Source organism: Serratia sp. K1WW1 (genome assembly GCF_055790865.1).
The window spans coordinates 1241084-1264170 of the sequence record NZ_CM147697.1; the positions used below are offsets into that span (position 1 = coordinate 1241084).

Annotated in this window: 19 protein-coding genes; all 19 read left to right on the forward strand. The window is 54.5% G+C overall.

What is annotated here, in order from left to right; genetic code table 11:
- Positions 1-335 precede the first annotated feature (335 nt).
- Positions 336-1061 (forward strand): 30S ribosomal protein S2, encoded by a 726-nt coding sequence (gene rpsB / locus ACX9GU_RS05520; protein ID WP_021179908.1) that lies wholly within the window; start codon positions 336-338, stop codon positions 1059-1061.
- A 117-nt stretch (positions 1062-1178) separates the two neighbouring features.
- Complete coding sequence (tsf, locus tag ACX9GU_RS05525) at positions 1179-2033, forward strand: translation elongation factor Ts (RefSeq protein WP_021179909.1); 855 nt, start codon at positions 1179-1181, stop codon at positions 2031-2033.
- 134 nt (positions 2034-2167) lie between these two features.
- Positions 2168-2893 carry a UMP kinase gene (gene pyrH, locus ACX9GU_RS05530; protein ID WP_021179910.1) on the forward strand — a complete coding sequence of 242 codons (726 nt, stop codon included), beginning with the start codon at positions 2168-2170 and terminating at the stop codon, positions 2891-2893.
- Between the two features lie 126 nt (positions 2894-3019).
- Positions 3020-3577: a ribosome recycling factor gene (gene frr / locus ACX9GU_RS05535; RefSeq protein ID WP_024484316.1), complete on the forward strand. Its 558-nt coding sequence runs from the start codon at positions 3020-3022 to the stop codon at positions 3575-3577.
- Between the two features lie 158 nt (positions 3578-3735).
- Positions 3736-4932, forward strand: coding sequence for a 1-deoxy-D-xylulose-5-phosphate reductoisomerase (gene ispC, locus ACX9GU_RS05540; protein WP_473194091.1), 1197 nt, complete (start codon positions 3736-3738; stop codon positions 4930-4932).
- 370 nt (positions 4933-5302) lie between these two features.
- Positions 5303-6061: a (2E,6E)-farnesyl-diphosphate-specific ditrans,polycis-undecaprenyl-diphosphate synthase gene (gene ispU, locus ACX9GU_RS05545; protein WP_021179913.1), complete on the forward strand. Its 759-nt coding sequence runs from the start codon at positions 5303-5305 to the stop codon at positions 6059-6061.
- Positions 6062-6070: 9 nt separating this feature from the next.
- Positions 6071-6919: a phosphatidate cytidylyltransferase gene (gene cdsA / locus ACX9GU_RS05550; protein WP_368439243.1), complete on the forward strand. Its 849-nt coding sequence runs from the start codon at positions 6071-6073 to the stop codon at positions 6917-6919.
- A 32-nt stretch (positions 6920-6951) separates the two neighbouring features.
- Entirely contained in the window at positions 6952-8307 is a 1356-nt protein-coding gene (gene rseP / locus ACX9GU_RS05555) for a sigma E protease regulator RseP (protein WP_473194092.1), read from the forward strand.
- A 35-nt stretch (positions 8308-8342) separates the two neighbouring features.
- Positions 8343-10766 carry an outer membrane protein assembly factor BamA gene (gene bamA, locus ACX9GU_RS05560; protein WP_418337169.1) on the forward strand — a complete coding sequence of 808 codons (2424 nt, stop codon included), beginning with the start codon at positions 8343-8345 and terminating at the stop codon, positions 10764-10766.
- A 163-nt stretch (positions 10767-10929) separates the two neighbouring features.
- Positions 10930-11427, forward strand: coding sequence for a molecular chaperone Skp (gene skp, locus ACX9GU_RS05565; RefSeq protein ID WP_021179917.1), 498 nt, complete (start codon positions 10930-10932; stop codon positions 11425-11427).
- A gap of 4 nt (positions 11428-11431) precedes the next feature.
- On the forward strand, positions 11432-12454 hold the full coding sequence (lpxD, locus tag ACX9GU_RS05570) for a UDP-3-O-(3-hydroxymyristoyl)glucosamine N-acyltransferase (protein WP_024484321.1): 1023 nt from the start codon (positions 11432-11434) through the stop codon (positions 12452-12454).
- A 161-nt stretch (positions 12455-12615) separates the two neighbouring features.
- Entirely contained in the window at positions 12616-13071 is a 456-nt protein-coding gene (gene fabZ / locus ACX9GU_RS05575; protein WP_021179919.1) for a 3-hydroxyacyl-ACP dehydratase FabZ, read from the forward strand.
- Between the two features lie 3 nt (positions 13072-13074).
- Positions 13075-13863, forward strand: coding sequence for an acyl-ACP--UDP-N-acetylglucosamine O-acyltransferase (gene lpxA / locus ACX9GU_RS05580; protein WP_021179920.1), 789 nt, complete (start codon positions 13075-13077; stop codon positions 13861-13863).
- Positions 13864-13866: 3 nt separating this feature from the next.
- Complete coding sequence (gene lpxB, locus ACX9GU_RS05585) at positions 13867-15015, forward strand: lipid-A-disaccharide synthase (protein WP_166733227.1); 1149 nt, start codon at positions 13867-13869, stop codon at positions 15013-15015.
- On the forward strand, positions 15012-15617 hold the full coding sequence (rnhB, locus tag ACX9GU_RS05590; RefSeq protein WP_473194093.1) for a ribonuclease HII: 606 nt from the start codon (positions 15012-15014) through the stop codon (positions 15615-15617). Before lpxB ends, rnhB begins: the two co-directional genes overlap by 4 nt.
- A gap of 139 nt (positions 15618-15756) precedes the next feature.
- Positions 15757-19245 carry a DNA polymerase III subunit alpha gene (gene dnaE, locus ACX9GU_RS05595; protein WP_473194094.1) on the forward strand — a complete coding sequence of 1163 codons (3489 nt, stop codon included), beginning with the start codon at positions 15757-15759 and terminating at the stop codon, positions 19243-19245.
- 12 nt (positions 19246-19257) lie between these two features.
- Complete coding sequence (gene accA, locus ACX9GU_RS05600) at positions 19258-20217, forward strand: acetyl-CoA carboxylase carboxyl transferase subunit alpha (protein WP_021179924.1); 960 nt, start codon at positions 19258-19260, stop codon at positions 20215-20217.
- A 114-nt stretch (positions 20218-20331) separates the two neighbouring features.
- Positions 20332-22470: a lysine decarboxylase LdcC gene (locus ACX9GU_RS05605; RefSeq protein ID WP_473194095.1), complete on the forward strand. Its 2139-nt coding sequence runs from the start codon at positions 20332-20334 to the stop codon at positions 22468-22470.
- Positions 22471-22670: 200 nt separating this feature from the next.
- The gene (locus ACX9GU_RS05610) at positions 22671-23060 is read left to right on the forward strand and encodes a VOC family protein (protein WP_098929928.1); all 390 of its coding nucleotides are present in this window, start codon (positions 22671-22673) and stop codon (positions 23058-23060) included.
- Positions 23061-23087 lie beyond the last annotated feature (27 nt).

Here is a 23087-nt window from a genome sequence, read left to right on the forward strand (position 1 = left end):
TGGTCGACAAGGTAGAAAGATAAGGCATTGAGTTATGGTATCAGCCCGGCTTGAGGCTGCCAAATTTCATTTGTGAAGGGCCAGGCCAACTGCAACAAAAGTTGGTGTCTGGGGCGGGTTTATGGTATAAAGCGCGCCGGCAGATCCGCATTCGGCCTTGAGTGCCGGTGTGGAAATGACCGAAGTAGTTTTAACTGCACTCACATTGTGTAAATAACACACACGTATCGACACATCCGCCGGGGTGCCTTGAGATGACTCGCGTCATTGTCCGGGTCGGCGTTATGGGATACGTGGAGGCATAACCCCAATCAACTCTAATAGAGGTTTTAATCATGGCAACTGTTTCCATGCGCGACATGCTCCAGGCTGGTGTACACTTTGGTCACCAGACCCGTTACTGGAACCCGAAAATGAAGCCTTTCATCTTCGGCGCACGTAACAAGGTTCACATCATCAACCTGGAAAAAACCGTACCAATGGCCAACCTGGCTTTGGCTGAACTGACCAAGATCTCTTCCCGTAAAGGTAAGATCCTGTTCGTTGGTACCAAGCGCGCAGCAAGCGAAGCGGTAAAAGAATATGCTAACGGCTGCGATCAGTTCTTCGTGAACCATCGCTGGTTGGGCGGCATGCTGACTAACTGGAAAACCGTTCGTCAGTCAATCAAACGTTTGAAAGATCTGGAAATCCAGTCCCAAGACGGCACCTTCGACAAGCTGACCAAGAAAGAAGCGCTGATGCGCACTCGTGAACTGGCCAAGCTGGAAAACTCCCTGGGTGGTATCAAGGACATGGGTGGTCTGCCAGACGCTCTGTTTGTTATCGATGCCGATCACGAACACATCGCGATCAAAGAAGCCAACAACCTGGGTATCCCGGTATTCTCTATCGTTGATACCAACTCCGATCCAGACGGCGTTGACTTCATCATCCCTGGTAACGACGACGCAATCCGTGCAATCAAATTGTACCTGACCGCCGTTTCTGCCGCCATCCGTGAAGGTCGTTCTCAAGATCTGGCCGTTCAGGCGGAAGAAAGCTTCGTAGAAGCTGAATAATAAGGTCAAGCCCTTATTAACCAGGTATTGAATATGTTGGTTAGGGGGGCCTTTAAGGGCCCCCTTTGCTTATCTGAATGAGAACTATCTCCGAGCGAGATAACCGAGGAAAAAGAAATGGCTGATATTACCGCTGCCCTGGTAAAAGAACTGCGTGAGCGTACCAGCGCAGGTATGATGGATTGCAAAAAAGCGCTGATCGAATCTAACGGCGACATCGAGCTGGCAATCGAGAACATGCGTAAATCTGGCGCGATCAAAGCGGCGAAAAAAGCAGGCAACGTAGCTGCTGACGGCGTGATCAAAACCAAGATCGAAGGCAACTTCGGCATGATCGTGGAAGTTAACTGCCAGACCGACTTCGTTGCTAAAGATGGCGGTTTCCAGGCTTTCGCTGACAAAGTGTTGGATGCGGCTTTTGCTGGCAAAATCACTGACGTTGACGTGCTGAAAGCGCAGTTCGAAGAAGAGCGCGTTGCGCTGGTGGCAAAAATCGGTGAGAACATCAACATTCGCCGCATTGCTGCTCTGGAAGGCGACGTGTTGGGTAGCTACCTGCACGGTGCTCGCATCGGTGTTCTGGTTGCCGCTACCAAAGGCGCTGATGAAGAGCTGGTTAAGCAGCTGGCAATGCACGTTGCCGCTAGCAAGCCTGAATTCGTCAAGCCTGAAGATGTGTCTGCTGAAGTGGTAGAGAAAGAGTACCAAGTTCAGTTGGACATCGCCATGCAGTCTGGCAAGCCGAAAGAAATCGCAGAGAAGATGGTTGAAGGCCGCATGAAGAAATTCACCGGCGAAGTCTCTCTGACCGGTCAGCCTTTCGTGATCGAACCAAGCAAGAGCGTTGCTCAGGTGCTGAAAGAGCACAACACTGACGTAACCAATTTCATCCGCTTTGAAGTGGGTGAAGGCATCGAGAAAGTTGAAGCTGACTTTGCTGCTGAAGTTGCAGCAATGAGCAAACAGTCTTAATGCTGTTAATGGAGCCGCCGCGAGGCGGCTCCATTTTATCCAGCCAGAGAAACGTCGATGATGGGCCCCGCGTGCCCAGGCTAATCGGTTGAAAACCCCAATACTATTACTACTGCTTCTTAGGACAGAACACCATGGCAACCAATGCAAAACCCGTTTATCAGCGTATCCTGCTCAAACTGAGTGGTGAAGCCCTGCAAGGTGCAGAAGGCTTTGGGATCGACGCTAGCGTTTTGGATCGCATGGCTCAGGAAGTAAAAGAGCTGGTCGAGCTGGGCATCCAGGTCGGTGTAGTTATTGGCGGTGGCAATCTTTTCCGTGGTGCAGGTCTGGCACAAGCCGGCATGAACCGCGTAGTGGGCGACCACATGGGAATGCTGGCTACCGTGATGAACGGCCTGGCTATGCGTGATGCACTGCACCGTGCCTATGTGAACGCCCGCCTGATGTCAGCCATTCCGTTGAATGGCGTATGTGACAACTACAGCTGGGCAGAGGCGATCAGCCTGCTGCGTAACAACCGCGTGGTGATTTTCTCCGCCGGTACGGGTAACCCGTTCTTTACCACGGATTCTGCGGCCTGCCTGCGCGGCATCGAAATTGAAGCCGATGTGGTATTGAAAGCGACTAAAGTGGATGGTGTATACTCCGCTGACCCGGTGAAAAACCCGGACGCAACGCTGTACGAACAGATCACCTACCAGGACGTGTTGGAGCGTGAGTTAAAAGTGATGGATCTGGCGGCGTTTACGCTGGCCCGCGACCATGGCTTGCCGATCCGCGTATTCAACATGAACAAGCCGGGCGCACTGCGTCGCGTGGTGATGGGTGAGAACGAAGGTACTCTGATCACCAAATAACGGCTGTTTGGCCAAATTTCGCAGGAGCGGGTAACGCCAGGCGTTGTGTGCTTCTGATAAGTAAAATTCACGGGCTATACTTTTCAGTACAGCCTGCCAAGTAACCAGCTTCCAAGGGTTCGCAACGTGATTAATGAAATCAGAAAAGATGCTGATTCACGCATGGAAAAAAGCGTCGAAGCATTCAAAAACCAAATCAGCAAGATCCGTACTGGCCGTGCTTCTCCAAGCATCCTGGACGGCATCATGGTGGAATACTACGGTGCAGCAACGCCGCTGCGCCAACTGGCCAACGTCACGGTAGAAGATTCCCGTACGCTGGCGATCAACCTGTTTGACCGTTCTCTGGGCTCGGCGGTAGAAAAAGCCATTATGTCTTCCGATCTGGGCCTGAACCCAAGTTCGGCTGGCACCGTGATCCGCGTTCCGCTTCCTCCGCTGACGGAAGAGCGTCGTAAGGATCTGATCAAGGTCGTACGTGGCGAAGCCGAGCAGGGCCGTGTGGCCGTGCGTAACGTGCGCCGCGATGCCAACGATAAAGTGAAGGCGCTGCTGAAAGACAAAGAAATCAGCGAAGATGAAGATCGCCGTTCACAAGACGATATCCAGAAAATGACCGATGCCTACATCAAACTGCTTGATGCGGCATTGGCCGATAAAGAAAAAGAACTGATGGATTTCTAATCTCCATCGCCTTGAAATAGAGCGTCGCCTTGGCGGCGCTTTATTTTTTGTGGTGCAGATCTCGTTTTATCGTACGTACAGAGCGTAAACCAGCCGTGATGCAAGTTACACTGTGGTGTACCTCCGATCTCATCATGCAGTAGATTCAGAGCGACCTCATGAAGCAACTGACAATTCTGGGTTCCACCGGTTCCGTTGGCACCAGCACCCTGGCCGTGGTCAGGGAAAATCCCGACCTTTTCGCGATCAAGGCACTGGTAGCTGGCCGTAATGTAGCGGTCATGGCGCAGCAGTGCATAGAGTTCCGCCCGAGCTATGCGGCAATGGCCGATGAGCAGGCCGCCAATGAGTTGCGCGCTATGCTGGTAGAAAACGGTGTGAAAACCGAAGTACTGGCAGGTGAAAAGGCAGCCTGCGAGCTGGCTGCATTAGACGACGTCGACCAGGTGACGGCCGCCATTGTCGGGGCCGCTGGGCTGTTGCCCACCCTGGCCGCGATCCGTGCCGGTAAGCAGGTACTGTTGGCGAACAAAGAGTCTCTGGTTACCTGTGGCCGCTTGTTTATGGACGCGGTGCAAAAGAGCCAGGCACAGTTGCTGCCGCTAGACAGCGAGCACAACGCTATCTTCCAGAGCCTGCCAGAAAGCATCCAACGCCAACTGGGGTATAGCTCGCTGGAAGCCCATGGCGTTTCGCGCATCGTGCTGACCGGCTCCGGTGGCCCGTTCCGTACTACGCCAATGGAACAGTTCGCCACTATGACGCCGGATCAGGCCTGTGCACATCCCAACTGGTCGATGGGGCGCAAAATCTCGGTAGATTCTGCCACCATGATGAACAAGGGGCTGGAGTATATCGAGGCTCGCTGGCTGTTCAACGCCTCGGCAGAGCAGATGGAAGTGATCCTCCACCCGCAGTCGGTGATCCACTCCATGGTGCGCTATGCCGATGGTAGCGTGCTGGCCCAGCTTGGCACGCCGGATATGCGCACGCCTATCGCCCATGCCATGGCTTATCCGCAGAGGGTCCACTCCGGGGTGGCTGCGCTCGATTTCTGCCGTATCGGGGCGCTGACCTTCTCGGAGCCGGAACGTGAGCGCTATCCTTGCCTGTATTTGGCGATCGAAGCCTTCGATGCAGGCCAGTCGGCGACCACCGCGCTCAACGCGGCCAATGAAATTGCCGTAGCGGCATTTTTGCAGCAACAAATTTGTTTTACTGATATTTCAGCCGTGAACCAAAAGGTTGTTGAATGTATGGCGTTGCCGGAGCCAACCAGCATTGAGATGGTGCTGGAGATCGATCGCCAGGCGCGTGAGGTGGCTAGCGGTTTGGTTCGTAACCTGCGGGTTTAATCACTTGAGCGGGTTGTACCGAGGGCAAATTCGGCTCTGCTACATTGTCTGAATTTGCTGGTAAACTCGCCAGGCCGCCGTGTGGCCGTTTGTTCAGGCTTCACGGAGGTGTTATAGTCTGCGCCATAATCACCGGTTATACCGTTGAATAATGGCCGGATTGGCAACCCTTTTTACCTGACAAACGCGGCCAATAGGGCAGTGCCAAGCCAGAGAGCGGGGAAAACTTACGCCAATCTTTGCCGGGAGCTCCTTGGGGCACCAGGCAGGCAGACTGAAAAGCTGTGTCAGGCACACGGCTTTTTTTGCGCGTAAGGTCCGATATTCCGGCAAGGCTGTGGTGTTTCTACCGAGGAAATAAGTACGAGTTATGTCGTCCGCAAACCAACAAGAAGCTAATCTTTCTGCTCATGGGCCACGTCATGTCGCGATCATTATGGACGGCAATGGGCGTTGGGCTAAACGCCAGGGCAAGTTACGTGTCTTCGGTCATAAAGCAGGGGTGAAATCGGTACGCCGTGCGGTCAGTTTTGCCGCCAGTCACCATTTAGATGCACTCACGCTTTATGCCTTCAGCAGCGAAAACTGGAACCGCCCGGCGCAGGAAGTCTCCGCGCTGATGGAGCTTTTTGTCCGCGCACTGGACAGCGAAGTAAAAAGCCTGCATAAACATAATGTCAGGTTGCGTGTGATCGGCGATGTCAGCCGGTTCAGCGCACGTTTGCAAGAGCGTATCCGCCGCTCGGAGCAACTGACAGAAAATAACGATGGCCTGACGCTTAACGTTGCCGCCAATTACGGTGGTCGTTGGGATATTATTCAGGGAGTGAAGGATCTGGCTGAGCAAGTGCAGCAGGGTACGCTGTGTGTGGACCAGATCAGCGAAGAGTTACTGGGCGAGCGCGTCTGCATGAGCGATCTGTCTCCGGTGGATCTGGTGATCCGTACCGGTGGCGAACATCGCATCAGTAACTTTTTGTTGTGGCAAATTGCTTACGCCGAGCTTTACTTTACTGATGTACTCTGGCCAGATTTTGATGAACTTGTCTTTGAAGGTGCGCTGAATGCATTTGCACAACGCGAGCGTCGCTTCGGAGGAACAACACCTATCGACGCCAATGCGTCCTAGGGGGAACTTTTGCTGAAGTCTCGCATCATAACGGCTCTGATTTTAATTCCGATTGTTATCGCAGCGCTGTTCTTGCTGCCGCCGATGGGCTTTGCCCTGGTAACACTCGCTGTGTGCATGTTAGCCGCCTGGGAATGGGGGCAGTTGGCTGGCTTTGCTGCCCGTCCCCAACGTATCTGGCTGGCGATATTGTGCGGTTTCCTATTGGCGCTGATGATGCTCAGCGTGCCTGCCTACCATCAGTCTGTTCACCAATTGCAGATCGCTGGCCCGCTATGGTTGTCGCTGGGATGGTGGCTGGTGGCTCTGCTGCTGGTGCTGTTCTATCCAGGCTCGGCGGCGCTGTGGCGTAATTCGCGCACCTTGCGGCTGGTCTTTGGCCTGTTGACCATCGTGCCGTTTTTCTGGGGCATGCTGGCACTGCGTCAGTTTGGCTATGAAGAGAATCATTTTACCGGTGCCTGGTGGTTGCTGTACGTTATGCTGCTGGTTTGGGGCGCAGATTCCGGCGCCTACATGTTCGGCAAGCTGTTTGGCAAACACAAGCTGGCCCCGAAGGTCTCCCCGGGCAAAACCTGGGAAGGGCTGATCGGCGGGCTGGTCACGTCTGCCGTGATTTCGTGGCTGTTTGGCCGCTATGCGCCGCTGAACGTGGTGCCTATGACCCTGTTGGTCTGTTCGGTGATTGCGGCCCTGGCTTCGGTGCTGGGCGATCTGACGGAAAGCATGTTCAAACGTGAAGCCGGTATCAAGGACAGTGGTCATCTGATCCCGGGGCACGGCGGCATTCTGGATCGTATTGATAGCCTGACCGCAGCGGTACCGGTATTTGCCTGCTTGATGCTGTTAGTGTTTTAATCCGTCATCGGCGGGGGGAGTAAAGGGATTCTATGGTCAGCGTACTCTGGAACTTGGTCGCGTTTATTATCGCTCTGGGTATATTGATCACCGTGCATGAGTTCGGGCACTTTTGGGTGGCCCGCCGCTGTGGCGTCCGCGTGGAGCGTTTCTCTATTGGCTTTGGCCGTGCGCTATGGCGCCGCACCGATCGCCAGGGCACCGAATATGTCGTCGCCATGATCCCCCTTGGCGGCTATGTCAAAATGCTCGATGAGCGCGTTGAAACGGTAGCTCCCGAGCTGCGTCATGAGGCGTTCAACAATAAAACCGTCTGGCAGCGCGCGGCGATTGTCAGCGCGGGCCCCATTGCAAATTTCCTGTTTGCCATTCTTGCCTATTGGATCGTCTTTATCATTGGCGTGCCGAGTTACCGCCCGGTCATCGGTGAAATTACTCCGCAATCCATTGCCGCTCATGCCGAAATTTCTCCGGGAATGGAACTTAAGTCCGTTGACGGTATCGAAACGCCTGATTGGGAATCTGTTCGTCTGGCGTTGGTGACCAAAATCGGTGATGCGCAAACCGAGGTAGAAATTGCTCCGTTTGGTACCTCACAAAAGGTGAGCAAGACCCTGGATTTGCGCCACTGGAGCTTTGAACCGGACAAAGAAGATCCCGTGCGTTCTCTAGGCATGATCCCGCGTGGCCCGCAGATTGAATCCGTGCTGGCAGAAGTCCAGGCCGGGTCGGCTGCGCAAAAGGCAGGTTTACAAGCGGGGGACAGGATCGTTAAAGTCGATGGTCAGCCACTTGGTCGTTGGGTTACGTTGGTTAAACGTATCCACAATGCTCCAGGGCTTCCGCTGGTTTTAGAGATAGAAAGAAACGGCGCCCCCTTGTCTTTAACGCTGATACCAGATACAAAGCCGGTGGGAAAAGACAAAGCGGTGGGGTTTGCCGGGATTATCCCTAAAGTTATCCCTCTGCCGGATGAGTACAAGACCATCCGTCAATATGGGGCGTTCTCTGCGCTGTATCAGGCGGGGGACAAAACCTGGCAGCTGATGCACCTTACGGTCAGCATGATAGGTAAATTAATTACCGGTGATGTGAAGCTGAACAACCTGAGTGGCCCGATTTCCATTGCACAGGGAGCAGGGGCATCAGCAGAGGTGGGTTTTGTGTATTATATGATGTTTCTGGCGTTGATTAGCGTCAACTTAGGGATCATCAACCTCTTCCCATTACCGGTATTAGATGGTGGGCATCTCCTCTTCCTGGCGATAGAAAAGCTGAAGGGGGGGCCAGTTTCTGAGCGAGTACAGGACTACAGCTACCGCATTGGTTCGATCTTGTTGGTACTGCTGATGGGTCTTGCACTTTTCAATGATTTTTCTCGTCTTTAGGGGCGGGGACAGGTTAGGAAGAACGCATAACAACGATGGCGATGAAAAAGTTGCTCATAGCGTCGCTGCTGTTTGGCAGCGCCACCGTATACGGTGCAGACGGGTTCGTAGTGAAGGATATTCATTTCGAAGGCCTGCAACGAGTCGCCGTCGGTGCGGCGTTACTCAACATGCCGGTTCGCGTAGGCGATACCGTCTCTGATGATGATATCGGTAATACCATCCGTGCCTTGTTTGCCACTGGCAACTTCGAGGACGTTCGCGTCCTGCGCGATGGTGATACGCTGATTGTTCAGGTTAAGGAACGCCCTACCATTGCCAGCATCACTTTCTCCGGTAACAAATCGGTGAAAGATGACATGCTCAAGCAAAACCTGGAAGCCTCTGGCGTCCGGGTTGGTGAAGCACTCGACCGCACCACCTTATCCAGCATTGAAAAAGGGTTGGAAGACTTCTACTACAGCGTCGGTAAATACAGTGCCTCGGTGAAAGCCGTTGTCACGCCGTTGCCGCGTAACCGTGTTGACCTGAAACTGGTGTTCACGGAAGGGGTTTCCGCCAAGATTCAACAAATCAACATTGTCGGCAACCAGGCCTTCACCAACGATGAGCTGATCGCGCACTTCCAGTTGCGTGATGATGTGCCGTGGTGGAACGTAGTAGCCGATCGCAAATACCAGAAGCAAAAGCTGGCGGGGGACCTTGAGAGCCTGCGTAGCTTCTATCTGGATCGCGGCTATGCCCGTTTCAATATCGATTCGACGCAGGTCAGCCTGACGCCAGATAAAAAAGGCATCTATATCACCGTTAACATCACCGAAGGCGATCAGTACAAGCTTTCCGGCGTGGTGGTCAATGGCAACCTGGCCGGTCATTCGGCAGAAGTGGCCCAGTTGACCAAGATTGAGCCAGGTGAACTGTTTAACGGCACCAAAGTGACCAAAATGGAAGATAACATCAAGAAGATGTTTGGCCGTTATGGTTACGCCTATCCTCGCGTACAGACTCAGCCTGAAATCAACGACGCGGATAAAACCGTGAAGCTGAACGTCAACATCGATGCGGGTAACCGTTTCTATGTGCGTCGCATCAAGTTCGAAGGCAACGACACCAGTAAAGATTCCGTTCTGCGCCGCGAAATGCGCCAGATGGAAGGGGCGTGGCTGGGTAACGATCAGGTCGAGCAGGGTAAAGAGCGTCTGAACCGTCTGGGTTACTTCGAGACGGTCGATGTTGAAACCCAGCGTGTACCGGGTTCTCCCGATCAGGTTGATATCACCTATAAGGTGAAAGAACGTAACACCGGGACGCTGAACTTTGGTGTGGGTTACGGTACCGAAAGTGGCGTCAGCTTCCAGGCGGGTGTACAGCAGGATAACTGGCTGGGCACGGGCTACTCTGTTGGCATCAGCGGCACCAAGAACGACTACCAGACCTATACCGAGCTGTCGGTGACCAACCCGTACTTCACCGTTGACGGTGTGAGTCTGGGCGGCCGTATCTTCTATAACGACTTTAAAGCGGATAACGCCGATCTGTCCGACTATACCAACAGCAGTTACGGTATTGACGGCACGCTGGGCTTCCCAATCAACGAGAACAACTCGCTGCGCGCTGGCCTGGGTTACGTCCATAACTCCCTGTCAGAAATGCAGCCGCAGATTGCCATGTGGCGCTATCTGAACTCGATGGGCGATTATCCTAACTATATGGATCGTGCCAGCTTTACAGCCGATGACTTCACGCTGAACCTGGGTTGGACCTATAATAATCTGGACCGTGGCTACTTCCCTACCCAGGGTAACCGCACCACGTTCAATACCAAGGTGACGGTGCCGGGTTCCGACAACTCATACTACAAGATGACGTTGGACACCGCGCAGTATATGCCGCTTAACGATGACAAGACCTGGGTGTTGCTGGGTCGTGGCCGTCTGGGCTATGCCGATGGGTTGGGCGGTAAAGAAATGCCGTTCTATGAAAACTTCTATGCGGGTGGTTCAAGTACCGTACGTGGCTTCCAGTCCAACACCATTGGTCCAAAAGCCGTGTACTACAATTCCAACTCGTATTCTTGCCAGTACGCGCCAGGCACCAGCACCGCTCAGCCGATTTGTAGCTCGAACGATGCGGTAGGCGGTAACGCCATGGCCGTGGCAAGTATGGAGTTGATCACGCCTACGCCATTCCTCAGCGAGAAATACGCCAACTCGGTGCGTACTTCACTGTTTGTCGATGCCGGTACCGTGTGGGATACCCACTGGGAAAACACCGATCAGACGCTGATGTACGGGGTGCCAGACTACAGCAAGGCGAGCAACATTCGCGTGTCTGCCGGTCTTGCGCTGCAGTGGATGTCTCCACTGGGGCCGTTGGTCTTCTCCTATGCGGATCCGATCAAGAAATACGACGGCGACAGGTCAGAGCAGTTCCAGTTTAACATCGGTAAAACCTGGTAATAACCGGTTTCACCTGTGGGCATAGCGGTACAAGAATCGCAAATGCCAGGCTTAAACCAGCTCATAGCGAGAGAAATCTCATTGTGTAATGTGATAAGTCTGGCAGATTGTGTACTTTCAAAAGTGTCATGTGACACAAATGGGTGATGGTAAGGAGTTTATAGTGAAAAAGTGGTTATGTGCCGCAGGCCTCGGTTTAGCAATGGCTGCTTCTGCAGGCGTTCAGGCAGCTGACAAAATTGCTGTTGTTAACGTTTCTAGCATTTTCCAACAGCTGCCAGCTCGTGAAACCGTAGCCAAGCAATTGGAAAGCGAATTCAAAGGCCGTGCAAGCGAACTCCAGAACATGGAACGCGATCTGCAAACCAAAATGCAGAAACTGCAGCGTGATGGTTCTACCATGAAAGCCAGCGATCGCACCAAGATGGAAAAAGACGTGATGGCTCAGCGTGAGCAGTTCTCTCAGAAAGCGCAGGCTTTCGAGCAGGACAATCGTCGTCGCCAGATGGAAGAGCGTAACAAGATCCTGAGCCGTATTCAGGATGCTGTGAAAGCCGTTGCCAGCAAAGAAGGCTATGACGTCGTGATCGACGCCAACGCAGTTGCTTACGCAGGAACTTCTAAAGATATTACTGCAGACGTGCTGAAACAGGTTAAATAACGCCATGCCTTCAATTCGACTGGCTGATTTAGCGCAGCAGTTGGATGCACAATTGCACGGTGATGGCGATCTCGTCATCACCGGCATTGCTTCTATGCATTCCGCACAGCCTGGCCAAATCACGTTTTTGTCAAACAGCCGCTACCAACAGCAGCTGGCTTCCTGCCAGGCGAGTGCCGTGGTACTCACCGAAGCAGACCTACCTCACTGCCGTAGCGCAGCGCTGGTGGTTAAAAACCCTTACCTGACCTATGCGCGTATGGCGCAGTTGATGGACACCACGCCAGCACCCGCAGCAGATATCGCGCCAAGCGCGGTGATCTCGCCTGAGGCCAAGCTGGGACAGAACGTTGCTATTGGGGCGAACGCGGTTATCGAATCCGGTGTTGAACTGGGTGATAACGTGGTCATCGGCCCGGGTTGCTTTATCGGCAAGCAGGCACGCATCGGCGCAGGTACGCGTCTGTGGGCCAACGTGACGATTTATCATGAAGTGGAAATCGGCCAGCACTGCCTGATCCAATCGGGAACGGTGATTGGTGCGGACGGTTTCGGCTACGCCAACGAGCGTGGCAACTGGATCAAGATCCCGCAGCTTGGCACGGTGATTATTGGCGATCGCGTTGAGATTGGGGCCTGTACCACCATCGATCGCGGCGCGTTGGATAACACCCAGATTGGGAATGGTGTTATCATAGATAACCAGTGTCAGATTGCACACAACGTGGTGATTGGCGAGAATACCGCCGTTGCGGGCGGTGTGATCATGGCGGGTAGCCTGAAAATCGGGCGCTATTGCCAAATTGGCGGCGCCAGTGTGATCAATGGTCACATGGAGATTGCTGACCAGGTAGTTGTCACCGGGATGGGAATGGTTATGCGACCAATCACCGAACCTGGGGTATACTCCTCTGGCATTCCGTTACAACCCAACAAAGTTTGGCGTAAAACCGCGGCGTTGGTGATGAATATCGATGAGATTAGCAAGCGCTTGAAAGCTGTCGAACGAAAAGTCGGAAAAGACTAATCACCACGGCCCGGGATGCTGGGTATAAAACGAAACGCGTTGGCAATGATGCCAAAAGCGCAAAGAGTTGTTAATTTGCGGCCTGCCTGATGATCTCCTTTTTGGGGTCAACGCAGGCCGTGTTGTTGATGCCATCAGTTTTTAGAGACAGGAAGAGTATTTTGACTACTGACACTCATACTCTAGATATTGCAGAAATTCTGGAACTGCTTCCTCACCGTTATCCATTCTTGCTGGTTGACCGTGTATTGGATTTCGAAGAGCATAAATATCTGCGTGCAGTGAAGAACGTATCCGTTAATGAGCCGTTTTTCCAGGGGCATTTCCCTGGTAAACCGATTTTTCCAGGCGTGCTGATTTTGGAAGCTATGGCTCAGGCCACGGGTATCCTGGCATTTAAGAGCGTGGGTAAACTGGAACCGGGCGAGCTGTACTATTTCGCCGGTATTGACGAAGCTCGCTTCAAGCGCCCTGTGGTGCCTGGCGATCAGATGATTATGGAAGTCACTTTCGAGAAAACCCGTCGTGGTCTGACCCGCTTTAAAGGCGTGGCGACCGTCGATGGAAAAATTGTCTGCGAAGCAACCATGATGTGTGCCCGCAGCCGGGAGGCATAATCCGTGATTGATAAAACCGCCTTTATCCATCCAAGTGCGATCGTTGAAGAAGGCGCCGTCATCGGCGCTGGTGCGCATATAGGTCCCTTCTGCTACGTCGGCTCCCAGGTGGAAATCGGCGCGGGTACGGTCCTCAAATCGCATGTGGTGGTGAACGGTATCACCAAGATTGGCCGCGATAACGAGATCTATCAGTTTGCCTCTATCGGCGAAGTGAATCAGGATCTGAAATACGCTGGCGAACCGACTCGGGTTGAAGTCGGCGATCGTAACCGCATTCGTGAGAGCGTCACCATTCATCGCGGTACTGCGCAGGGAACGGGCCTGACCAAAGTCGGTAATGACAACCTGCTGATGGTCAACGTGCACGTTGCTCATGACTGCGTGGTGGGTAATTCCTGCGTGTTGGCCAACAACGCCACGCTGGCTGGTCACGTGGAGATCGACGATTTCGCCATCATTGGCGGCATGACCGCGATCCACCAATTCTGTGTGATTGGTGCCCATGTAATGGTCGGCGGTTGCTCCGGTGTCGCTCAGGACGTACCGCCTTTTGTCATCGCGCAGGGTAACCACGCGACGCCATTTGGTATTAACGCCGTAGGCCTGAAACGCCGTGGTTTTGATAAGGATGAAATGCAGGCGATCCGCAATGCCTACAAAATCCTTTATCGCAGCGAGAAGACCTTCGACGAGGCTAAAGCAGAGATCGAAACCCTGGCGCAACAGCAGCCCGTGGTGCAGCAGTTCCTCGATTTCTTTGCGCGTTCTACCCGTGGGATTATTCGCTGAGTTATGCCAAATCGTCCATTGACTATCGGATTGGTCGCCGGGGAAACCTCCGGGGATATTCTGGGTGCCGGATTAATTCGTGCGCTTAAGACGCACTACCCAAGCGCCCGCTTTGTCGGTGTCGCTGGCCCGCTGATGCAGGCCGAAGGGTGTGAAACCTGGTACGAAATGGAAGAGCTGGCGGTGATGGGCGTGGTAGAGGTGCTTGAGCGTCTGCCACGCCTGTTGAAGATCCGCAAGGATCTGACCCGCCGGTTCAGTGAGCTGAAGCCTGACGTGTTTGTCGGTATTGATGCGCCAGACTTCAACCTCACGCTGGAAGGCCGCCTGAAACAGCGCGGTATCCGCACTATTCACTATGTCAGCCCGTCCGTATGGGCCTGGCGTCAGAAACGCGTTTTCAAAATTGGTAAAGCGACCGACCTGGTGTTGGCGTTCCTCCCTTTCGAAAAAGCGTTTTACGATCGTTTCAACGTCCCTTGCCGCTTTATTGGTCATACCATGGCCGATGCGATGCCATTGCAGGCGGATAAGCTGGCCGCACGCGCTACGCTGGGCATTGCTCCGGGCGCTCGCTGTTTGGCATTGCTACCCGGCAGCCGTAATGCCGAAGTGGAAATGCTCAGTGGTGATTTCCTGCGTACCGCCCAACTGCTACGCGAGCATTATCCCGATCTGGAAGTGGTGGTGCCATTGGTCAATGCCAAGCGCCGTGAGCAGTTTGAGCGCATCAAGGCCGAGGTTGCGCCGGAGCTCAAGGTTCACTTGCTGGATGGCAAAGGGCGTGAGGCGATGGTGGCCAGCGATGCGGCACTGCTGGCTTCCGGCACCGCAGCGCTGGAATGCATGTTGGCAAAATGCCCGATGGTGGTGGGCTACCGCATGAAGCCATTTACCTTCTGGCTGGCGGAGCGGCTGGTGAAAACCCCGTATGTCTCATTGCCTAACCTGCTGGCGGGGCGTGAAATCGTCACCGAACTGCTGCAACACGATTGTGTACCGGATAAGCTGGCCGCGGCGTTATTGCCGCTGCTGGAAGACAGCCCGCAGGCGGAGCTGTTGAAACAGACCTTCCTTGAACTGCATCAGAGCATTCGCTGTGGTGCCGATGAACAGGCCGCTCAGGCTGTGTTGGAGCTGGCAAAAGCATGATGGAACCCTTTGTTTACCCTGCCGCCCGGCTGTTTGCCGGTGTGGATGAAGTGGGGCGCGGGCCTTTGGTGGGTGCCGTAGTGACCGCTGCGGTGATCCTCGATCCTGCACGGCCGATTGTTGGCCTGGCGGATTCCAAAAAGCTCAGCGAGAAGCGCCGCCTGGCGTTATACGACGAGATCGTGGAAAAGGCGATGTCCTGGAGCCTGGGGCGGGCCGAGCCGGTCGAGATCGACCAACTGAATATCCTGCATGCCACCATGCTGGCGATGCAGCGCGCGGTAGCGGGTTTGCATATCGCACCGGACATGGTGTTGATTGACGGCAATCGTTGCCCCAAATTGCCGATGCGCTCGTTAGCGGTGGTGAAAGGGGATAGCCGGGTGGCGGAGATCAGTGCCGCATCGATTCTGGCGAAGGTGACCCGCGATCGCGAGATGACCGAGCTGGATGCGATTTTCCCGGATTACGGCTTTGCCCAACACAAGGGCTATCCCACCGCGTTCCACCTGGAAAAGCTGGCTGCTCTGGGTGCCACCGAGCATCATCGCCGCAGTTTTGCCCCGGTCAGACGAGTGCTGGAGTCTGGCTCGTTCGCATAGTTCACACGATGCTTAAAATTACGCCCCCTCTCCTTTTGGGAGAGGGTCGGGGTGAGGGGAAATGGCTACGGTGATCTTCCCCATACCCTAATGTAACCCTGGTTCAGTGTGCTGAACCCCAACACGTTGGTATCTGGATATGGCCGAACCTCGTTTTATTCATCTGCGCGTCCACAGTGACTACTCCATGATTGATGGATTAGCCAAGATCGGCCCGTTGGTGAAAAGAGCTGCCGCGTTAGCCATGCCAGCCTTGGCCGTCACCGACTTCACCAATATGTGTGGTCTGGTGAAGTTTTATGGCAGTGCGCACGGTGCCGGGATCAAACCGATCATCGGTGCGGATTTCCATGTGCAAAGCGAAGAGCTGGGCGATGAGCTGGCGCAGCTTACCGTGCTGGCAGCCGATAACGTTGGCTATCAAAACCTCACCCTATTAATCTCCAGGGCGTATCAGCGCGGCTATGGCCCGGCCGGTCCGGTGATCGATCGCGACTGGCTGATAGAACACCGCAGCGGGTTGATCCTGCTTTCCGGTGCACGCATGGGCGACGTCGGCAAGTTTCTGCTGCGTGGCAACCAGGCCCTGGTCGATCAATGCCTGGAGTTTTACCAGCAGCATTTCCCGGACAGCTATTATCTCGAACTGATCCGCACTGGCCGTGCGGATGAAGAAAACTATCTGCACGCCGCCGTAGCCCTGGCAACCGAACGCGGGTTGCCGGTAGTTGCCACCAACGACGTCCGTTTCCTGGTAGAAGATGATTTTGATGCCCATGAGATCCGCGTAGCGATCCATGATGGCTTCACGCTAGACGATCCCAAACGCCCGAAAAACTACAGCCCGCAACAGTACATGCGCAGCGAAGAGGAGATGTGCGAGCTGTTTGCCGACATCCCGGAAGCGTTGCTAAACAGTGTGGAAATAGCCAAGCGCTGTAACGTCACCATCCGTCTGGGCGAATATTTCCTGCCACAGTTCCCAACTGGCGATATGACCACCGAAGATTTCCTGGTGCTCAAGTCCAAAGAGGGATTGGAAGAACGTCTGGAGTTCCTGTTCCCGGATCCGGGAGTCCGTGCCGAGCGCCGTCCTGAATACGATGAGCGTCTGGATCTGGAACTGAAAGTGATCAACCAGATGGGATTCCCGGGCTACTTCCTGATCGTAATGGAATTCATCCAGTGGTCGAAAGATAACGATGTGCCGGTAGGCCCGGGGCGTGGTTCCGGTGCCGGTTCGCTGGTGGCCTATGCGCTGAAAATCACCGATCTCGACCCGCTGGAGTTTGACCTGCTGTTCGAACGCTTCCTGAACCCGGAACGTGTCTCGATGCCCGACTTCGACGTCGACTTCTGCATGGAAAAGCGTGACCTGGTCATCGAGCACGTGGCGGACATGTATGGCCGTGAGGCGGTATCGCAGATCATCACCTTCGGTACCATGGCGGCGAAAGCGGTGATCCGCGACGTGGGGCGCGTGCTGGGCCATCCTTATGGCTTCGTTGACCGTATCTCCAAGCTGGTGCCGCCCGATCCGGGTATGACGCTGGAAAAAGCCTTTGCCGCAGAGCCGCAGCTGCCGGAAATTTATGAGGCAGACGAAGAGGTCAAAGCGCTGATCGACATGGCGCGCAAGCTGGAAGGCGTGACGCGTAACGCCGGTAAGCACGCCGGGGGCGTGGTGATTGCGCCAACCAAGATCACCGACTTTGCCCCGCTTTATTGCGATGCCGAAGGTAACCATCCGGTCACCCAGTTTGACAAGAACGACGTGGAATATGCCGGGCTGGTGAAGTTCGACTTCCTCGGCCTGCGTACCCTGACCATCATCGACTGGGCGTTGGAGATGATCAATGCCCGTCGCGCCAAGACCGGGCTGGAGCCGATAGATATCGCGGCCATTCCGCTCGAAGACAAGAAAAGCTTCGACATGCTGCAACGTTCGGAAACCACTGCGGTATTCCAGCTTGAATCGCGCGGCATGAAGGATTTGATCAAACGTCTGAAGCCCGACTGCTTCGAAGACATGATCGCACTGGTGGCGTTGTTCCGCCCCGGCCCGTTACAGTCCGGCATGGTAGATAACTTTATCGACCGTAAGCACGGGCGCGAAGAGATCTCCTACCCTGATATCCAGTGGCAGCATGAATCGTTGAAGCCGGTTCTGGAGCCGACCTATGGCATCATCCTGTACCAGGAACAGGTAATGCAGATCGCTCAGGTACTGGCTGGCTATACGTTGGGCGGTGCGGACATGCTGCGTCGCGCCATGGGTAAAAAGAACCCGGTCGAGATGGCCAAGCAGCGCGGCGGTTTTGAAGATGGTGCGAAATCGCGCGGCATTGACGGCGAACTGTCGGTAAAAATCTTCGATCTGGTAGAGAAGTTCGCGGGTTACGGTTTTAACAAATCGCACTCCGCTGCCTATGCGTTGGTGTCTTACCAGACGCTGTGGCTGAAGGCCCACTATCCGGCCGAGTTTATGGCCGCGGTCATGACCGCCGATATGGATAACACCGATAAGGTGGTGGGGCTGGTGGATGAGTGCTGGCGCATGGGCCTGAAAATCCTGCCGCCGGACATCAACAGCGGGCAGTATCACTTCCATGTTAATGACGAGGGCGAGATCGTCTATGGCATCGGTGCGATCAAAGGCGTAGGGGAAGGGCCGATCGAAGCGATTATCGAAGCGCGCAATTCCGGCGAGCAGGGGTATTTCAAAGATCTGTTCGACCTGTGCGCCCGCTCCGATATTAAAAAGCTCAACCGCCGTATTCTGGAAAAGCTGATCATGTCTGGGGCGTTCGATCGCCTGGGGCCACACCGCGCCGCGTTGATGAACTCCCTGGGGGATGCGCTTAAAGCGGCCGATCAGCACGCCAAAGCCGAAGCCATCGGCCAGGCGGATATGTTTGGCGTGCTGGCGGAAGCGCCGGAGCAGGTGGAGCAATCCTACGCCAACGTTCCCCCTTGGCAGGAACAGGTGGTGCTGGATGGTGAACGAGAAACGCTGGGGCTGTATCTTACCGGCCACCCGATCACCCAGTACCTCAAAGAAATCGAACGCTATGCCGGTGGCCAGCGTCTGAAGGATATGCACCCGACGGATCGCGGCAAGATGACTACCGCCGTCGGACTGGTGATTGCTTCCAAGATCATGATGACCAAACGCGGTAACCGCATCGGCATTTGTACGTTGGATGACCGTTCTGGGCGTCTGGACATCATGTTATTCACCGATGCCTTGGAAAAATACCAGCATTTGTTGGAAAAAGACCGTATCCTGATCGCGACTGGACAGGTCAGCTTTGATGACTTTAACGGCGGGCTTAAAATGACCGCTCGTGAATTAATGGACATCAGTGAAGCACGTGAAAAATACGCTCGCGGGCTTGCTATCTCGCTGACGGACAGGCAAATTGATGACCAGCTTTTGAACCGTCTCCGTCAGTCTTTGGAACCCCATCGCTCGGGGACGATTCCAGTGCATCTCTACTATCAACGGGAAGATGCACGGGCAAGATTGCGCTTTGGTGCAACTTGGCGCGTGACGCCGACCGACCGCTTGTTGATAGATTTGCGGACCTTGGTAGGTAATGAGCAGGTGGAACTGGAATTTGACTAAAATAGGAATGCTATGAGTCTGAATTTTCTTGATTTTGAACAGCCGATTGCAGAGCTGGAAGCGAAAATTGACTCGCTGACCGCAGTCAGCCGTCAAGACGAAAAATTAGATATTAATCTGGACGAAGAGGTTCAGCGCCTGCGTGAGAAGAGCGTTGAGCTGACGCGCAAGATTTTTTCCGATCTTGGGGCCTGGCAGATTGCCCAATTGGCACGCCACCCGCGCCGTCCTTATACCCTGGATTATATCGAACACATCTTTACCGACTTTGAAGAGCTGGCAGGCGATCGCGCCTATGCCGATGACAAAGCCATTGTCGGTGGTATTGCGCGCCTCGATGGCCGCCCGGTGATGATCATTGGTCATCAGAAAGGGCGTGAAACCAAAGAGAAAATCCGCCGCAACTTCGGTATGCCAGCACCGGAAGGCTATCGCAAAGCGCTGCGCCTGATGGAAATGGCCTCCCGCTTCAAGATGCCGCTGATCACCTTCATCGACACCCCAGGTGCTTATCCTGGCGTGGGTGCGGAAGAGCGTGGCCAGTCTGAGGCGATCGCCCGCAACCTGCGTGAAATGTCTCGCCTGAATATCCCGGTGATCTGCACCGTGATCGGCGAAGGCGGCTCCGGCGGGGCATTGGCGATCGGCGTGGGCGATAAAGTGAATATGCTGCAATACAGCACCTATTCGGTGATCTCGCCGGAAGGCTGTGCCTCGATCCTGTGGAAAAGTGCCGATAAGGCACCGATTGCCGCAGAAGCGATGGGCATTACTGCACCGCGTCTGAAAGAGCTGAAGCTGATCGACTCTGTGATCCCAGAGCCTTTGGGCTCCGCTCACCGCGACGTACCGGCAATGGCGGCTTCGTTGAAAGCCCAACTGTTGGCGGACCTGGCGGATCTGGATGGCCTGAACAACGAAGAGTTGCTCAACCGTCGCTATCAACGGCTGATGAACTACGGCTACTGCTGAGTTGGTACGCCTGATGACTAACCGCCTTTCGGGGCGGTTTTTTTATGCGCGTAGGACAGCCCCGGCTTTTTATGTTGTTATAAGCTATTGGTAGTTAACTGAAGGATAGCTGCGATGAATATCATTGCGATCATGAGCCCGATGGGCGTGTATTACAAAGACGAGCCTATCCGCGAGCTGCACGTGGCGCTGGCCTCAATGGGTTTCCAACTGGTGTTCCCAAAGAACAGCGGTGATCTGCTCAAGCTGATCGAACACAATGCGCGTATCTGTGGGGTGATCTTCGACTGGGACGAATACAGCCTGGAGCTGTGCAGCGAAATCAACGAGCTGAATGAATACCTGCCGCTGTATGCGTTTATCAACACTCACTCCACCTTCGACGTTCACCTGCACGAAATGCGTATGGTGCTCTATTTCTTCGAGTATGGTCTGAACGCTGCCGACGATATCGCCCAGCGCATTCGCCAGTATACCGATGAGTATATGGATACCATTACCCCTCCGCTGACCAAGGCGCTGTTCACCTATGTGAAGGAGGGGAAATATACCTTCTGTACGCCGGGCCATATGGCGGGCACCGCGTTCCAGAAAAGCCCGGTGGGCTGCCTGTTCTACGATTTCTTTGGTGCCAACACCCTGAAGGCGGATATTTCCATCTCGGTGACGGAGCTCGGCTCGCTGCTGGATCACACCGGCCCGCATCTGGAGGCGGAAGAGTACATTGCCCGCACGTTTAACGCGGAGCAAAGTTATCTGGTGACCAACGGCACCTCTACCGCCAACAAGATTGTTGGCATGTATTCGGCCCCTGCCGGTAGTACGGTACTGATTGACCGTAACTGCCATAAATCGCTGTGTCACTTGCTGATGATGTGTGACATCGTGCCGATTTACCTGCGCCCGCTGCGTAACGCGTACGGTATTTTAGGCGGTATTCCCCAGCGCGAATTTATCCGCGACAGCATCGCCAAGCGGGTGGCAGACACCGCCAACGCCAGCTGGCCGGTGCATGCGGTGATCACCAACTCTACCTATGACGGTCTGCTGTATAACACCGATTACATCAAGCAAACGCTGGACGTAGCGTCGATCCACTTCGATTCGGCTTGGGTGCCTTATACCAATTTCCACCCGATTTATGACGGCAAGAGCGGCATGAGTGGCGATCGCATCCCTGGCAAGGTGATCTATGAAACTCAATCGACCCACAAGCTGCTGGCTGCCTTCTCTCAGGCTTCGATGATCCACATTAAAGGGGATTATGACGAGAATACCTTTAACGAAGCTTACATGATGCACACCACCACTTCGCCGCATTACGGCATTGTGGCTTCGATGGAAACCGCCGCGGCGATGCTGCGTGGTAATCCGGGGCGGCGCATGATTAACCGCTCGGTGGAGCGAGCCCTGCATTTTCGCCGTGAAGTGCAACGCCTGCGTGCCGAGAGTGACACCTGGTTCTTCGATATCTGGCAGCCGGAAGAGATTGACGAGGCACAGTGCTGGCCGCTGAACCCGGACGACAACTGGCATGGCTTTGGCCAGACCGACAGCGATCATATGTATCTGGATCCGATCAAGGTCACCATTTTGACGCCGGGGATGAACGAACTGGGTGAGCTGGAGGAAAGCGGGATCCCTGCCGCGCTGGTAGCGAAATACCTGGATGAGCGCGGGATCGTGGTGGAAAAAACCGGTCCATACAACCTGCTGTTCCTGTTTAGCATTGGTATCGACAAGACCAAGGCGATGAGCCTGCTGCGCAGCCTGACGGATTTCAAACGAGCTTACGATCTTAACCTGCGGGTGAAAAACATGCTGCCGGATCTGTATGCTGAAGATCCGGACTTCTACCGCCATATGCGCATTCAGGATCTGGCTGCCGGGATCCACCAGCTGATCCGCCAGCACGATTTACCGGGCCTGATGCTGCGTGCGTTTGACGTATTGCCAGAAATGAAGCTGACGCCTTATGAGATGTTCCAGCAGCAGGTACGCGGCAATGTGGAAACCTGCGAGATCGATCAGTTGATCGGCAAGGTGGCGGCGAACATGATCCTGCCTTATCCGCCGGGCGTACCGGTCGTGATGCCGGGGGAGATGATCACCGAAGAGAGCCGTGCGGTGCTCGATTTCCTGCTGATGCTGTGCTCGATCGGTGAACACTATCCAGGTTTTGAAACCGATATCCACGGCGCTAAACTGACCGAGGATGGGCGCTATCTGGTGAAGGTGCTGAAAACCAGTTAGGTAATAATGGCCCCTCACCCTAGCCCTCTCCCACAGGGAGAGGGGACCGATAGTGCCACATCTTTGCTACTGCATTGGTCCTCAACACTAGCCTGGTTAAAGACAGACTTCTGTACCTGAAAACGGCTCTGTACCAGCTCCCTCTCCCTGTGGGAGAGGGTTGGGGTGAGGGGTCACTAAATAACTTACGGAGTCCATCCATGTTGGCATTACGACAGGTTCACCATATAGCGGTGATTGGTTCTGATTACGCCGCCAGTAAGCACTTTTATTGCGATATCCTGGGGTTCACCCTGTTAGCGGAATATTACCGCGAAGAGCGTGACTCCTGGAAAGCCGATCTGGCACTGAATGGCCAATACGTCATTGAACTGTTCTCCTTCCCATCCCCTCCTGCCAGGCCGAGCCGCCCGGAGGCCTGTGGCCTGCGTCACCTGGCATTCAGCGTAGAGGATATCGAGGCGTCGATCGCGCATTTACAGGCGGCAGGGGTCGTTTGCGAGCCGGTTCGGGTCGATCCCTATACCCAATCCCGTTTTACCTTTTTCAGCGATCCTGACGGATTACCGCTCGAATTATATGAACTATGAATGCTTAATCTGCTGAGAACGGCCCAA